Source organism: Corallococcus sp. AB032C (genome assembly GCF_003668935.1).
Lineage (GTDB): Bacteria > Myxococcota > Myxococcia > Myxococcales > Myxococcaceae > Corallococcus > Corallococcus exiguus.
Map to the genome: position 1 here is coordinate 90,713 of NZ_RAWP01000018.1, position 15,088 is coordinate 105,800.

14 protein-coding genes are annotated in these 15,088 nt (G+C 67.1%); 6 read left to right on the forward strand and 8 right to left on the reverse strand.

Annotated features, from left to right (window positions below; all coding sequences use genetic code 11):
* Positions 1 to 10: 10 nt before the first annotated feature.
* A complete protein-coding gene (locus tag D7X99_RS44430; protein ID WP_121777707.1) occupies positions 11 to 1,756 on the reverse strand; it encodes an FAD-dependent oxidoreductase in 1,746 nt (581 codons plus the stop codon).
* A gap of 432 nt (positions 1,757 to 2,188) precedes the next feature.
* Here D7X99_RS44430 and D7X99_RS10880 point away from each other — a divergent pair, with 432 nt between their 5' ends.
* On the forward strand, positions 2,189 to 3,193 hold the full coding sequence (locus D7X99_RS10880; protein ID WP_121777708.1) for a hypothetical protein: 1,005 nt from the start codon (positions 2,189 to 2,191) through the stop codon (positions 3,191 to 3,193).
* 109 nt (positions 3,194 to 3,302) lie between these two features.
* Complete coding sequence (locus tag D7X99_RS10885; protein ID WP_121777709.1) at positions 3,303 to 4,565, forward strand: DEAD/DEAH box helicase; 1,263 nt, start codon at positions 3,303 to 3,305, stop codon at positions 4,563 to 4,565.
* A gap of 16 nt (positions 4,566 to 4,581) precedes the next feature.
* On the opposite strand, the gene D7X99_RS10890 is transcribed toward D7X99_RS10885, so the two are convergent.
* The 3 genes from D7X99_RS10890 to D7X99_RS10900 all read right to left on the reverse strand — a co-directional run bounded on the left by D7X99_RS10890 (position 4,582) and on the right by D7X99_RS10900 (position 9,168).
* Positions 4,582 to 5,859 (reverse strand): APC family permease, encoded by a 1,278-nt coding sequence (locus tag D7X99_RS10890; RefSeq protein WP_121777710.1) that lies wholly within the window; start codon positions 5,857 to 5,859, stop codon positions 4,582 to 4,584.
* A gap of 524 nt (positions 5,860 to 6,383) precedes the next feature.
* Entirely contained in the window at positions 6,384 to 7,778 is a 1,395-nt protein-coding gene (locus D7X99_RS10895; RefSeq protein ID WP_158626980.1) for a hypothetical protein, read from the reverse strand.
* A 139-nt stretch (positions 7,779 to 7,917) separates the two neighbouring features.
* Positions 7,918 to 9,168 carry a hypothetical protein gene (locus D7X99_RS10900; protein WP_147476112.1) on the reverse strand — a complete coding sequence of 417 codons (1,251 nt, stop codon included), beginning with the start codon at positions 9,166 to 9,168 and terminating at the stop codon, positions 7,918 to 7,920.
* Positions 9,169 to 9,522: 354 nt separating this feature from the next.
* Between D7X99_RS10900 and D7X99_RS10905 the strand changes: the two genes are divergently transcribed.
* Positions 9,523 to 9,951, forward strand: coding sequence for a hypothetical protein (locus D7X99_RS10905; protein WP_121777713.1), 429 nt, complete (start codon positions 9,523 to 9,525; stop codon positions 9,949 to 9,951).
* Between the two features lie 188 nt (positions 9,952 to 10,139).
* Positions 10,140 to 10,376, forward strand: coding sequence for a SelT/SelW/SelH family protein (locus D7X99_RS42775; protein ID WP_233613284.1), 237 nt, complete (start codon positions 10,140 to 10,142; stop codon positions 10,374 to 10,376).
* 51 nt (positions 10,377 to 10,427) lie between these two features.
* Here D7X99_RS42775 and D7X99_RS10910 read toward each other — a convergent pair whose 3' ends face one another.
* Positions 10,428 to 11,135: a glutathione S-transferase family protein gene (locus D7X99_RS10910; RefSeq protein WP_121777714.1), complete on the reverse strand. Its 708-nt coding sequence runs from the start codon at positions 11,133 to 11,135 to the stop codon at positions 10,428 to 10,430.
* 176 nt (positions 11,136 to 11,311) lie between these two features.
* Here D7X99_RS10910 and D7X99_RS10915 point away from each other — a divergent pair, with 176 nt between their 5' ends.
* Both D7X99_RS10915 and D7X99_RS10920 read left to right on the forward strand, forming a co-directional pair.
* Entirely contained in the window at positions 11,312 to 11,971 is a 660-nt protein-coding gene (locus D7X99_RS10915) for a LysR family transcriptional regulator (protein ID WP_233613285.1), read from the forward strand.
* A gap of 78 nt (positions 11,972 to 12,049) precedes the next feature.
* Complete coding sequence (locus tag D7X99_RS10920) at positions 12,050 to 12,586, forward strand: hypothetical protein (protein ID WP_121777715.1); 537 nt, start codon at positions 12,050 to 12,052, stop codon at positions 12,584 to 12,586.
* A 130-nt stretch (positions 12,587 to 12,716) separates the two neighbouring features.
* Here the strand turns inward: D7X99_RS10920 and D7X99_RS10925 are convergent, their stop codons facing one another.
* From D7X99_RS10925 to D7X99_RS10935, 3 genes are all read right to left on the reverse strand, one after another.
* Positions 12,717 to 13,187, reverse strand: coding sequence for an SMI1/KNR4 family protein (locus tag D7X99_RS10925; RefSeq protein ID WP_121777716.1), 471 nt, complete (start codon positions 13,185 to 13,187; stop codon positions 12,717 to 12,719).
* A gap of 10 nt (positions 13,188 to 13,197) precedes the next feature.
* A complete protein-coding gene (locus tag D7X99_RS43605) occupies positions 13,198 to 13,452 on the reverse strand; it encodes a hypothetical protein (RefSeq protein ID WP_233613286.1) in 255 nt (84 codons plus the stop codon).
* 432 nt (positions 13,453 to 13,884) lie between these two features.
* Entirely contained in the window at positions 13,885 to 15,078 is a 1,194-nt protein-coding gene (locus D7X99_RS10935) for a HAMP domain-containing sensor histidine kinase (protein ID WP_233613287.1), read from the reverse strand.
* Between the last annotated feature and the right edge of the window lie 10 nt (positions 15,079 to 15,088).

Consider the following 15,088-nt stretch of genomic DNA (forward strand, 5'->3'; position numbering starts at 1 on the left):
ACCGATGGCCTCATGGTGTCGAACATGGGGATGAGAGGGGGGCTGTCGCAACGCGCGTGGCGGCGGAGGCCAGGCAGGCATGCAGCTGCGCCACCACGGCCGCACCCTCTCCAATCGCTGCTCCCACCCGCTTGACGGAGTCCGAGCGCGCATCGCCGATGGCGAACACTCCTGGCAGGCTCGTCTCGAACCCCAACGGCTCCCGCCCGGCGGCCTCCCAGGCTTCCGCATGGAGTGGCTCCTCGCCGAGCACCGCGCCCGTGCGCACGAATCCCTTCGCGTCCAGTGCCACACCGCAGCCCGTGAGCCACTCCGTGGCCGGATCCGCCCCGATGAAGAGGAAGAGGTGACGCACGTCGTCCGACTCCTCCCGCCCGCTGGGTCGGTGCCGCCAGCGCACGCGCCGCAGGCCGCGCTCGTCCGAGCCCACCAGCTCTACCACCTCCGTCTCCATCACCAGCTCGATGCGAGGGGACGCGGCCAGGCGCTCGACGAGGTAGCTGGACATGCTCGCCGCGAGCTCCCTGCCACGCACGAGCACTCGGACCCGACGCGCGTGGCCCGCGAGGAACACGGCCGCCTGGCCCGCGGAGTTGCCACCGCCGACGAGCAGGACCTCCTCGTCGGCGCACATGCGCGCCTCGATGGGGCTGGCCCAGTAGAAGACGCCACGGCCCTCGAACTGGCCGAGGTTCGCGAGCGCGGGACGGCGGTAGCGCGCGCCACTGGCCACCACCACGGTCCGCGTGCGCACCTTGCGCCCGTCGGTCAGCGCGAGCGTGAGCGGCGCGCCAGGGGCGGCGCAGCGCAGGGAGGCGACCTCTGCCGGGATGGCCATCTCCACGCCGAACTTCTGCGCCTGCACGTAGGCGCGCGCGGTGAGCGCCTGGCCGGTGATGCCCGTGGGGAACCCCAGATAGTTTTCGATGCGCGCGCTCGCGCCCGCCTGCCCCCCGAAGGCCCGCTGATCCAGGACGAGCACCCGCAGTCCCTCGGAGGCCGCGTACACGGCGGTGGCGAGCCCCGCGGGCCCCGCGCCCACCACGGCGACGTCATAGTGCGTCTCGAAGGCCCCCTCCGGCAGCAGTCCGAGCGCTCGGGCAAGGGTGCTCTCGGAGGGATTCTTCAGGACCGAGCCATCCGGGCACACCACGAGCGGGAGCTCCTCCGCGTGTGGCGAGTAGCGCTCAAGCAGTGAAGCCGCCTCCGCGCCCTGCGCCGGATCCAGCGCTAGATACGGGTGGCCATTGCGCGAGAGGAAACCCTCCAGACGAACCCTGCCCGCGCCCTCGGGAGGGCCCACCAGGACGGGCCCACCGGCGCCTGTCTCGAGCAGGCCCACGCGGCGCAGGATGAGGGCGCGCATGATGCGCTCGCCGAGGTCCGCCTCCGCCACGAGCAGCGCACGCAGCCGGTGCGGGGGGATGACCAGCGCCTCTACTTCCCCTACCGCGTGAGCGTCGACAAGTGAGGGGCGTCCGGAGAGCTGGGCCACTTCACCGAGGAACTGGCCCGGGCCCTCCTCCACGATGGGAATCGAGTGTCCCAGGCCATCACGCCGGGAGAGGGCCACCCGGCCCTGGGCGAGCACGAGCATCCCAGGGCTCGGTTGCCCGGCCGCGAAGAGGCACTCCCCATCACGAAAGTGCCGGACCTCACCGAAGCGCTGCATGCGCTCGATGTCCCGGGCGTCCAGGACGGGGAACATCTGGGGACGGCGCGACTCGAGGTTCGGAGGCAAGGGAGGGGGAGGCATGACCGTGCTCAATGCATGGGCACGGGACGCGCGGGCGACAGCGCACGGGCAGGGTGCTCCACCGGCCGCCTGCCGTGCCCGTGTCAAAACGGAGGCAGGGACAGGAGGTCTCGGTGCACCCATTCCCGTGACACGTGCCTGCGGACAGACTGCGCGCTTTCGACGCTCGTTCACCCTTCGAGGACGCAGGCCATGTGTGCATTCTGTGATCTGGGGATCTGCCATGACCCGGCGCATCGAAGTGGAGCGCTGATCGGTGAGTGGGTTCGCGACACGTGTCGTTTCTGCTCGCTCGGCATCTGCGCGGAGCACGGTCCCCAGGGGCCGAGCGTGGGTGAGACTCCCGTTCGGCTGTTCGATATCCGGAGGTCCCGCCCGTCCGCGAGCCTCACGCCCGCGCCCTTGTTGGAGGTCCCTCGAGGCCTCTTCGCCATGCCCCGTGCTTCGACCACCGGGCAGGTGCACCTGCATCCCAGTCAGGCCCAGGAGGCGCTGATCATCTCGGGGATCCTCGGCTCTCCGATGGGGACGACGCACGCCATCCCGAAGAACATCCATCGCTTCTGGACCGGCGGACCCATGAGTCCCGCGGTGGTCGAAGAGCTGATCGCCGATGGGATCCGGGCGAAGCGGGCGGGCTGGACGTGTCACCTCTGGTATTCCGACGAGGTCGAGCGGGTGCTGGACTCGCACCTCGAAGGGGCGATCGCGAAGACGAAGGGCGTCTTCATCTTCTCCAAGCGCCCTCAAGCGCCCCAGGACAAGCGGCCCCTGCGCGCCACCCAACGGCGCAGGCTGGAGCAGGCGGGCTTTCGGGTCCTCGCCATCGAGCGGCTCGACAGCGGTGGCTGGTTGACGGAGCTGGCGAGCCGGGCCGGCAAATCCGCGCTGGCTGGCATCTGGGATGACGTCAAATACTTCTCGGACCTGGCGCGACTGCTCTATCTCTACTTCGTCGGGGGCATCCACATGGATGTCGACATCTCGCTGGGCGACATGGACCTGACGCAGCAGTATTTCCACAACGACCCGGCGGGACAGGTCCCGCTCATGGGCAGCCTGCTGCGTGACCAGCGCGACGCGTTGATTCCGAAGCTCCGCTACCTCAAGCGGATCCGTCAGCAGAGCGTGCTCACGCAAGAGGAGTACGACGAGTACAGGGATGCGCTGCGGGCGGCGGTGACCAAGGGCGTGAACGCCGCGGGCATGTTGAACGCGTTGATCGCCTCGCGCGGTGGTACCACCCACCTCAAGGATGCCATCGCCGAGTACCGACGGCGCACCGACGGCACCGGGGACTTCATCACGGGAATGGGGCTCGCCCCCATCCTGCTCCTCGGAAGCGCGAGGACGGGCAACCTGGACCAGGCCCTGAAGTGGACCGTCCCGCCGTACCTCGTGCGCCTGGATCCGGACACCGAGGAAAGCAACCTCTGATGGATCACGCCACCCAAGGCCATCGTGGCCCCGCCGCGCGTGAAGCCGCCGCCCCCCGCGCCAGGTAGGATAGGGTTCGACGCGTCGTGCTACCCAGGGCTCCCCTCCCATGACCTTCGCTTCACTGGGCCTGTCGGACGCGCTCGTCCGCGCCGTGGCCGAACTTGGATACGACGAACCCACGCCGGTGCAGCGCGCGGCCATCCCCGTGGTGCTGCGCGGCGGCGACGTCCAGGCTTCGGCGAAGACGGGCTCGGGGAAGACCGCGGCGTTCCTGCTGCCCCTCCTGGAGGCCTTGCGCGCCCGGCCGGGTGGGACGGTCCGGCCGGTGCGGGCCTTCATCCTGGTCCCCACGCGGGAGCTCGCCGCCCAGATCGTCGACTCCCTCCAGCGGTATGGCCGTCACCTGAAGAAGCCGCTGAAGACCTGCCTCGCGGTCGGCGGCGTCTCCGCGAACCCGCAGATGCTGGCGCTCCGGGGCGGCGCGGACGTCGTCGTGGCCACACCGGGCCGCGCGCTGGACCTCGTGGAGCAGAACGCGCTCCGGCTGGGGGAGGTGGAGACGCTGGTGCTCGACGAGGCCGACCGGCTGTTTTCCCTGGGCTTCGCTGACGAGCTCAACCGCCTGCTCACGCTCCTGCCCGCGCGCCGCCAGAACCTGCTGTTCTCCGCCACGTTCCCGCCCGCCGTGCGTACGTTCGCGGAGCGACTGCTGCACGAGCCCACGCGCATCGACGTCGATGACGGCGAGTTGCCCTCCGCGGATCTCATCCTCCAGCGGGCCATCCAGGTGGATGCGCCCCGGCGCACGATGCTCCTGCGGCAGTTGCTGGAAACCCACGCGTGGTCCCACGTCCTCACGTTCGTCGCCAGCCGCTACGCGGCGGACCATGTCGCGCTGAAGCTCAACCGCGCCGGCATCCCCGCGACGTCGCTGCACGGAGACCTCAGCCAGGGGGCCCGTACGCAGGCGCTCGCGGACTTCAAGGCGAAGCGCGTGCGCGTCCTCGTCGCCACCGACGTCGCCGCGCGCGGCCTGGACATCGCGGGCCTGCCCGCGGTCGTGAACTACGACCTGCCGCGTTCGACCGTGGACTACGTGCACCGCATCGGCCGCACGGGGCGTGCGGGCGACCAGGGCGTGGCGATCAGCTTCGTCAGCGCGGACACCGAAGCCCACTTCCGCCTCATCGAGAAGCGCAACAACCTGTCCGTCGCACGAGAGCAGGTGGCGGGCTTTGAGCCGACGCAGACGGCCGTGTCCGCCGCACCGCCGCTGGATCCGAACGGCGGCGTGAAGGGCCGGCGCAAGAGCAAGAAGGACAAGCTGCGCGAAGCCGCCGCCGCCGCTCCCCCGAAGCGCAAGCCGTAGCGCCCTTCATTTCGCGCTATCCGAGCGCAGCCTTGCCGTCCGGCTTTCGCTGGAACCGGTAGAGCACGAAGCCCACCGCGAGCGCGATGGCCCCGGCGACGAGGTTCTCTCGCTCCGCGCTCAGCGCGAAGACGACGCACAGTGCGGCGGCGGCGAGGGGAATCACGGGCCCCCCCGGGATGCGGAACGCGTTCGGGGGCGCCTGGAGCTTGCGGCGCAGCACGGGCACCGCCAGGGCGGTGCCGAAGTACGTGGCGAGCCGGGCCACCACGGAGAGCGTGGCGAGCACCTCGAACGAGCCGGAGAACGCCAGGGGCAGGGCGATGGCCGTCTGCGTGAGGATGGCGACCGTCGGCGTGCGGTAGCGCGGATGCAGCGTGGCGAGCGCGGCCGGGCCAAAGCCATCCTGGGCCAGCGCGTACAGGTAGCGCGGTCCGGCGAGCACGGTGTTGCTGTTGGTCCCCAGGATGGACAGCACCCCGCCCACCGCCATGAGGAGCCCACCCCAACCCCCGAGGAACCGCTCGGCGGCGTTGGCGAGCGGCGTCTGCGCGTCCGCGACCCCGGGCAGCGTGCCCAGCGCCACCCACTGCACCGCCGTGTAGATGAGCGTGACGACGCCTATCTGCACGATGAGCGCGAAGGGCACGTCGCGGCGTGGGTTCTTGAACTCACCCGCTGGAGCCGCCGTGTTCTCGAAGCCGGCATAGGCGAACAGCAGCAGCAGCACCGCGGACCCCAGGTTGCCTCCATCCCTGGGAGCCACCGACGTCGCCAGCGGCACGGACACGGAGAAAAGGCCCACGGCGATGAACACCAGCAGTGGCACCGTCTTGGTGACGGCGAGGAACACCGCGGTGCGAGCGCCGCTCTTCACGCCCACGACGTTGATGGCGGTGAGCGCGAGCAAGGGCACGGCGATGGCCAGGCCCTGGCCCAGGCCCGAGTTCGCCGCGGGCCACAGGAAGCCCAGCGCGCGGGAGAAGCCGACGGACAACGAGGCCACGGACGAGACGCGCGCCAGCCAGGTCATCCAGCCGACCTGGAACCCCACCCGTTCTCCAAAGGCTTCACGCGTGTAGAGATAGGCGCTGCCGGGCTTGTCGAAGTAGCTGGCCGCCTCCGCGAAGCAGAGCACGAGCAGCAGCACCGCCAGCCCCGCGAGCACGACGGCGCCGGTGCTGGCCGAGCCCAGGTTCGCGGCGGCCGCCGCGGGCAGCAGGTAGACACCGCTGCCGATGACGTCGTTGATGGAGAAGCCGACGATTTCCCAGCGCGATACCGCGCGCCGCATGCCTGGCTCAGGAGGAGGCGAATGGGTTCCGGTGGTCATGGACGGAGGGGGAGGGGAACCCACTGGAGCACAGATGCGGCGAATCCGCGAATTCGCGAGAAGCCGTGCTCCTGTCCTTCGCCTCCAATCGAACTGGTTCCGAAGGGCATGGGCAAGGCAGTAGCTTCGCCGACTCGTGGGCGCGTACGACTATCGCTGTCTGTTGAGCGGCGTCTCCCTGCGCGGCGCGGATTTTCCGACGTGTTGTTCATCGTCCCGACGCCGCCACCCGCTTGGCTCACCGACGAGGAGAAGTACGAGGCGCTCATCCCGTTCACGTTCGGAGGCGCCGACGTGAGCGGGTCGTAGGACACGCTGGTCTTTGCGTGGCAGCTGAATCGCCCCGGTTCCGCTGATGCTGCCAACGCGGTTGCCGCCCCATTCGGTGAGCCAGGATGTGGACCGGCTGGCACCGCTCGACACCAAGAGCGGCGCCAACGTGGGCATCCGCACGCCCTGCGGGACGGGATCGCAGAATAACCGGCTCAAGCGCTCTGCTCTACCTGGCCCCGAAGACGCAGGAGGCTTGCGCTCAGATAAGGACTTGTGTCGACGCGCCATCGATTCGACATGGGCCTGCTTTGTAGAAGGTACTCGACCGCTGGAGCATGAAGTCCTGTCGCACGCATGATGGAGTCGAGGCTTGAATCCTTCTTTGCCAGTGCATCGACGAATCGAGTCACCAATGCGGGCAGTCTCAGCTTCTCCTCGATCCTGGCTTCTCGATCTGCGGACTGAAGACTCTCCGTCACCGCATCCAAATCGGGAGGAAATCCATGCAGGCCTGCGATCCAGATCAACTCCGCATCAGCCACGTTCAGCAGGCGAGCGGAGTTCCTCGACGAGGGGAAGAGGCGCTGGGCGACATCCGTACCAATGCCCTCTAGTTTGAAATCAAATAGCGCCGCCCATATGAGTGCAGGCGAAACGAAAGCCTTGAGCTGCCACGTGGCCTCTAACCGCTGAAGCTCCCACCAACGGTGTGTCACCTGCGCGGGGATGAAGATGAGTTCTCGGTTTTCGACAAGGACACGAGCCCAGGCGTCCTTCTGGGTCTTCCCCGCGATGACATCCGGTTCCACTGCAGGCGTGAACATAAGGACGCCCCGTCCTCTCCAACCGCGCTCCGCTTCCAGACGGCGCTGGATGCCCAGGTAGCGCCCTTGTTGATCTCCATCTCCGGTCGAAAGACTGTAAGAGTCCGTCGACTTCGACTTGCAGTCGTAGTGCGCGACCTCCTGCGGGTTCGATGGGCCGTTGCGGCCGCGGAAAACGACTCCGTCAGGGACGGTTCTCCCAGAAAAGGCGATTCCCAGCGGGAGGTGCCATTGGAACATCGCATCCAGCACCCGGGCCGTCGCCTCCTCGAAGAGACGGTCTTTGCACGTGGATGCGTAGATCGGCAGCAGGAGGGGATCCGCCTCCGAAAGCTCGCGCCGTTCTGGATCGATTTGAGGAACAAGCGCAGGAGATGGCACTTCCCCAAGTGCGGTCGACGCCACGGAAAAGGCCGCCTGCAGCATCTCCACCAGGGATTCAAGTGCGCCTGGGGAGAGCATGGCCTCCAGGGTGCGCAGGCGGGCCGCATGGACGCCCAGCGTGTGCAGGAACATGTTCTCCCGTGCATCCTCGATGTCGTCGTTGACATGGAGGACGATTAGGGCCGATGCCTTGGAGAGCGCCCGGATCGCATAGAGCGCTGGCGAGTTCCTTAGAAGGAAATAGACGGCACATCCCGCTGGCAGCCCGGAACGATGGAGTTCGACGAAGCCCTGTGTTTCCTCTCCCACAGTGAATCCGGAGCGCTCGACCGTTTCCCGCAGCACCTGTCGCGCATCCACCGGAATGAACCGGGTGTCATCTGCACTGAGCTCCGGCATCACGTCCTCGTCGCAGTCGGGAACTGAACTTGCGGTCAGTGTAATGACCCCGACTGACGCGAGTTCCTCCAGTGCCTCCGAGGCGGCTGAGTACCGAACCCGCTCACTCCCGATCGCCAGGAGGATGCTCAGCAGGCGGTCAGCCGCCTGTAGCATCGGTGATCCCCCAGGCATGCAAGTGGGACTCCATGAGTAGGAAATGTTCCTCGTGCATATGGATGGCGCCGGGCTTGAGCATAGCCTTCGCGACCTTCGTCCTGCCGTTGTCGCTCAGATACGAGATTCGCACCTCCACGGTCTTTACCTCCACCTCCTTCGTGAAGGCCTTCGCCTCCCTGGATAGCCTGCGGAAGTCGCTCAATGCATCTTGAGCGTCTGTGGTCGCGGTCACCTTGAGGAGGTTGCCGTTCGCCGATAGGACCTCGATCTGTCGCAACCGCACGCCGGTGACATTGAAACCGGGAATGGAGACCGCCGGCATCAAGAACCCCGGATCCTTGAAGACATCCAGATTGTACTTATGGGCCGCCGAGATCGGAATTGCATCCGGGTTTCCCCAGAGCACCGCACCCAGGGCTCTGCGGACTCCGATCGCGAGCTTCTGCCCGGGCGTACGCTGTGTCAGCAAGGTCCCTTTTTTGTCGGGTGATAACCGGAAGTACGTCCACCCCGCCCCTCGCTTGAACGAGGCGATCCTCAACTGCTTCTTGGCCGTGATTTCACGGCCATCCTTATTGGGACGCTCGTAGTAGACCACCACGAGCAACCCGCCTTTTACACGCTCAATCCGGACTTTGACTTGACGATCCTCCTTCTTGCTTCCGGAGAGCATCGCCTGCAGGTGCTTTTCCAAGGCGGTCCCGAACTCATTCGGCTCGACCTTCTCGAGCTCAATCTTAGGAGCGGTGAATGAACCGAAGGTGCCCGAGAACTCGATAAGCCCGGGCCTCAGTGCTTGTTCGATGATGGGGTCCACGCTGGAGATCCCAAGCCTCTCGACCAGGTGGAAAACGATTACATCCGCAGGGGTCGCCTTCAGGTAGGGGATGGAGTGCGTTCGGGCGATGTCCTCCAACAACTCCTTGTCGATGCGGCACCCTGTCACGAGCCTCTGCACGATGAGAAGAAGCCTCGTGCACTCGTCAGCTCCAAGTGTCGCGACATGCTGCCGTGCCGCCTTCCACGACTTCACGGGATGCTTGAGTAGGGCCGACAGCGCGCCCGTGGACAGCTCGCCAAGCAGATCGTCAAGTTTGGGCTCGAATCCCAGCCCGATCAGACCGATGAGGGGTAACGACGACGGCATGGGGTGCTCCTGAACAATCAGCCATCCGTTGAGACCGGACGAAATTGGAGCCACCATCCTAATGAGAGCCTGCGTCTTGCTCATTAACCCCAAATAGGTAGATGAGCACCCCGTCATCCCTGCGTCCCAAGGGCCTCTTCGCCTCGCCCCTGGCCCTATTGCTGGAGGACCATCAGGACCTGGAACTCACCACCAGTTGAGCAAGATGAGCCAGCGAGGTGAGGCTCTACTCAAGGCTAACAAGCCCCTACAGGACTAGCTCCAGACCGTCCGCAATCCTGAACCCGCGCCTGGAGAGGGTCCGCCGCAAGGAGCCCCGATGCATGGCCGGAGCGGCTCGTTGGGCCTGGGCGGCCTCCGGGCGTATCGACCGTCGCCCAACCCGCCTCGCATCTGAGCGAGGACGCCCGCAGACAGTAGGCTGCCCCGCGCCATGCGATGGAGCACCGCGCCGCAGCGGCGTATCGCGGCGTCGAGACGCTCCTGGCCGAGGCACAGAAGGCGAAGGTAGAGGGGCTGATGTTCCCAGGTCGCCATCCGGGACTTGGGACGCCGAACTGGATCATCCTCAACCGGGTCAGCGTTAGCGGATACGACCCAGCAACGCGTCCGCACATCTTTCCTGTGGTCGTCCAGGCGGTGGTAAATCCATTTCGCAGCGTGTGCTTCGCAACGCCGGCCCAGGTGATGGACGCGGGGACTTGCTCGGAGGTGGTGGCGGTACGGGGCTGGGACAGCACGGCCAACTTGGCGGCGCTGCCGGTGCTCACCGTGACGCTGGCCGCGTCGGACGTAGGTGCGGCCTGCCACCTGAGTCCGGACTGCTCAGACGCGGCGGTGAGCCTCCAGAACGTGCAAAATGAATGAAGGGTCCTTCTACGTCCGCGCCGTTACTCCTGGCACTCTGACCGCGACCGCGACGTCCAACGCTCTGATCGCGACACAGGGCCGTCCGCTGCGCCTCCGGAGTGCTGGCGCGGGGCGGGGCGGGGAGTCACGATGGTGCAGGTGCCGCGCATCCCCGCGCGGTGTCCCATTCCGTCAGGAGGCACACCATGGCCGACGCGAAGGTTTCCATCACCTACTGTACCGCTTGAGGCTACCTGCCCCGGGCCGCCCGTGCGGCGGCAGTACTGAAGGACGAACTGGAAGTGGATGCGGAGCTGAAGAAGGGCGGGTCGGGGGTTTTTGAAGTGGCGGTGGATGGGAAGGTCGTCATCAAGAAGACCGGCCTGGCGTTCCCCACCGAGCAGGAGGTGGTGGACGCGGTGTACCGCGCCCTGAACCCGTGACGTCGATGGCTTCGCCGCCCGTTCCTGGGAGAGCGGGCGGGGCCTCCCACCTCACGCGAGCAGCCGTCGCAGTGCCTCCGCGAGGCGGATGTGCCCCTGGAATGCGCCGCTGCCCTGCGGCGTCTCGCCCTTTTCAATGGCATGGGCGAAGCGCACGCCAGCGTCCGCCTCCAGCCGCTCGAAAAGGCCCTGGAGCTTCGGGTAGTCGCGGCGGTCCAGCACCTCGTGGTACCGGGTCCACCGGGCGATGCCGATGAAGTAGGCGTCCGCCAGCGTGCGGTGGTCGCCCAGAAGCCATGGCGTATCGCCCATCAGTGCCTCCAGGTTCGCGTGCGCGGAGACCACCTTGCGGGCCCCCAGGTTCCGCAGCGCCTGCTTTTCGGACTCCGGCAGTTCGGCGTGCTCGAGCGCGTACCAGAGCGGCGAGAAGGCGCCGAAGAAGGTGGTGTTCAGGTACGCGAGCATCTGGTTCAACCGGTCGAAGTCCTCGGTGCCCTGGGCGAACGACAGTCCGGTGCCCACGCCGCGCGCGCCCAGGTGGTTGAGGATGGCCATGCTTTCGCTGATGCGCGCGCCTGTCTCCGCCATCAAGGTGGGCGTCTCCGCGATGGGGTTGATCCGGCGGTAGTCCGCGGTGGTGACGTCCTCCGGCATGGCGATGCGGCACAGCTGGTAGGGCCGGCCCAGCCACTCCAGCGCGACGATGGATCCAAACGAGCAGTCAGAGGGGACACCGTAGAAGAGGGTAGGCAGTGCCATGGTGATGCTCCTGTCCGAAGGGGAAGGCGTGATGCCTTCGATGGGGACAAGATGGCCGTGGCAACGCGCGCCGTGTAGACAGCGGAACGCGAACGCAAGGTCCACACCCGTGGACGATGAGGCGCGGCCCTTGAATCTCAATGACATCCATCTCTTCGTCCAGGCCGTGGAGAGCGGTGGCTTCGCCGCGGCGGCTGGGCATTCCCAAATCCACGGTGAGCAAGCGCGTGGCCGAATTGGAGGACGCGCTGGGCGCCCTGCTGATTCAGCGCACGTCGCGGAGCTTCACGCTGACGGACGTGGGGCGGGACTTCCTCGACCATGCCCGCGCAGCCGTGATGGAGGCGGAGGCCGCGGAGAACGTGGTGCGCCGCCGGCAGGCGGAGCCCCGTGGCGTGGTGCGAATCACCACGTCGGTCCCCACGGCGCAGTTCCGGTTCGCGGACCGTCTGCCGCTGCTGGCGCATCCCAAGGTGCGCGTCGAGCTTCACGCGACGGACCGCTTCGTGGACCTGGTGGAGTCCACAATCCTGGTGGCGTCGCCCGGCTACCTGTCCAGTCGCGGCAGGATTCGCAGGCCCGAGGGTGCGTGTGCTTCCCGCCTGGACCGCGGGCACGGTGACGACGACGATCCTGACGCCACACCGCAGGGGCCAGCTGCCCGCCGTGCGCGCCGTCATCGACTTCCTGATGGAGGGCGCCGGCGAGGCGTGAGCCACCTGCATCGACGCGCTTCGCCGACCTGCTACGTCAGCCGGACTGATCAACGTCGAGGTTGTGAAATCACTGTTCGCCGGAATTGCTGGAGCATGATATGCATTGCGGTGGGATTGTGACTGCTTGTGCAGACGCCTGCCGCGACTGGATACGCGGTCGGTCGACGGCCCAACTTGCGAGGACTCATGAATACGAGAATGAACCTGTCGATTGTCACGCTGGCTGTTCTGGTGATGTCCACGAGCGCGAGCTTCGCTGCCACACCTGACGTGGGGGATGTGTGTGCCGGGGAAGGCTCGCCGCCGTCCGGATTCCCGAGCTGCGTGTGGTCGATTCCGGTGACGGGTGGCGAGGTGTTGCTCGACACGGTGGGCACCGCCAGCGCGTCGGAACTCCGCCAGGCGTGGGCCGAGGGGCGAGCGCCGAGGCTCGCGCCCCACGTCGTGACCAACGGGGAAGGCGCGCTCGCGATCGAGGCGTTGCTGCACGCGACGGGTGAGCTCTCCGACGTGCTCGGCAGTGAGTTGCCGACCTACGAGCTGCCGGACGGCGACGCTCAGGCGACGGTGATGGCTGGCACGCTCATCGGCCCCTGGGGCCAGTCAGGCCAGATGTCCCTGTTCAAGATCGCTTTCTACAACTGGGGCAACGGCCACTGGACGATCATCATCGAAGTCAGCGATCACAATGGCTTCTTTTACGACACCAAGATCGGCTGGGGCTACCTGCTCTGAGTTGATCCGCCCGCTCAAAACCGGGCCCTTGCCGGTGCGCAGGCAAGGGCCCGGGTGCACCTTCTCGCGTGAGTCCAGAGCGGGCAATGGCTGCTCACCGGGCACGAGGAACTCAAAGCGCGAGGGGAGTTCATCCGTCCAGCCAGAAGAAATCGTCCTCGCTGGCCAGCGCATTCTCCAGGAACTCGCTGAACGACGGCGCGATGACCTTCGTATGGACCGGGTCCGGGAACGTCCCATGGTACCCGTCGCGCATCGGGTAGGGACCTCGGCGTTGCGACACGTCCACCAGGATGAAGTCCGTGTCCTGAAGATCCACGAGTGCATACCAGTCGGGGGGGCCGTTGGCGTCCGCATCTCTCCCCTGGATTGCCACTCGCCCGCGGCGCACCTGCGCGAGAGGAAGAATCCAGAAGTTGGTGTCCGGCCAGGGCCTGAAAAGCGCGGCTCCGTCACAGTGCAGGTAGAAGGCTCGGAGGTCCTCATCGAGCTTCCAGCCTACGCGTTCCTCGAACGCTACGATCTGCGCTGGCGTCGCAGGTGGGTTTGGGAAGTGGCGGTGGGTAATCTCCGCCAGCAGGCGCTGAATGTTCGTGGACATGATTGTGCGCTCAGTCCGCGTACGGGCGCTCGGGGCCGGGCGTCAGCCACTTCCCTCCGGGCGCGTAGCAGGCCGGGGACTCGGCGTTGATGACGGTGTGCACCTCATCGGGAACGGGGAGGATGTTCCCAGGAGCCGTTGGAGCCCCTCCATGGAGGAAGTCGCGGAGGTGGTGACCGGGCCACGCTCGGCCCGCCGTGTTCGGCCAGGTGCCAAGCTCCTTGGCCCACTCCTCACGGAAGCGGATGCGGGAGCGGGACCACACCTTCCGAAGGCTTTCTGGGTCGGCGACTGTCGGTAGTCGCAGCAGCAGTGGGTGATTGCGAGGCGACCACCGGCCTCCGCGGGCATGAAGAGGTAGCGCCCCTGCCAGTCGCCCTTGATGTCGGCCAGCCACATGCAACCCATGAGGGGGAGTCCCTGGGCCGCGCACTTCGACTCGCAGCGGGACAGGAACGCGGCGTGCACTGCCATGGCCCGTAGTAGATGGTCGTGCGCAGTTGTCCGCCGTCCGGCGTCGTGAAGTTGGGGCTGACCCACTTCGTGTGCGCCGGGCCTCCTCCTCCGCCGACGGTGGCCGAACCGCACCCTACGAGGGCGAGGAGCGCGGCTGAGCTCACGGTGTCGCGGAAGACGAATGCAGCTGTCATGGCAATCGATGACAGCACGGCCAGGGTCGCTAGGCCAAACGTTCGCTTCAACTCATGGTTGGCGTGTCGCCTTCTCGGCGCCAGTTCAACCGTACGCGCGTACCTCGGGGCTCCAGGGCTTCGATGAACAGCGTCCACCCGAAGCGCTGGGCCAGCCGTTCCACCAGCGACAGGCCGATGCCGTGGCTCTCGCTCCCGGGTTCGGCGCGGCCAAAGCCAGCCCCCGTGTCGGTCAGGGTCCACGCCTGGGGCTCGATGGTGATCACGACGCGCCCTTCGTCCGTGTAGGCGAGCGCGTTCTTGAGGAGGTTTCCCATCATCACCCTGGCGACGGATGCAGGGACGGGCGCGTGGACTTCGCCCGCGGATTCGATGGTGAGCTCGATGCCGTCACTGCGCCGCAGGTGGCCGTACAACGCGAGCAGCTCTCGCGAGACGCGGTGCAGGTCGCAGCGCTCCTCGGAGCGGCGCTCGCGGGCCAGCCAGAGGATGCCCTCCGTCAGCAGGCCCATCTGGCTCACGGCCCGGCGCAGCCGGTCGAACGTCTCCGTGTCTCGCGGCGGATCGAACTCCAGGATCTCCACCGCGCCCTGGGCCACGGCCAGGGGGGTGCGCAGCTCGTGACTGGCGTCGCGGTTGAACCGCCGCTCACGCTCCAAATGCTCCTGGATGCGCGCGTCGCGTGCGAGCAGCGCGTCCCGCAGCGCCCGGACTTCGGCCACTCCGCCGTCATCCTCGGGCGCCATTGCTCCTTCAGTTCGGATCCACTCCACCATCCGCTCCAGCGGACGACCGAGCCTGCGAGCCACGAGGCGGGCGAGGAGCGCGGCGGCCAGCAACGCCAGCAGCGCACTGGTGACAAGCAGTCCAGCGGTCCGCTTCAGGTGGTCCGTCGTGCTCGTCAGGCGCGTCACGTCGAACGCGAAGTACCGGCGGTCCCCTCCAGCGCCGGGGCGCACCGCGACGTGGAAGTGTCCGTGACTCCCGGCGGCCACCTCGTACTCTCTCGGAGGTGCGTCCGGACGCAGGCGCTCCGCGAGCCAGGGCGGCAGCGCGGCGTGGCCGTCATACCGCGTGATTCCGGGGACGTGACCTGGCTCGGTCCGGTCCGCCTCCGCGGCGACAATGCGGCTGAAGATGACGTCCTCGAGGTCGTAGCTGAAGAGCGTGAAGAACCCACCCATCAGCACCAGCGCGAACGCGGCGGACAGCCCCATGGCGCGCTGGAGTACGGCGCGCACCGACCTGCTC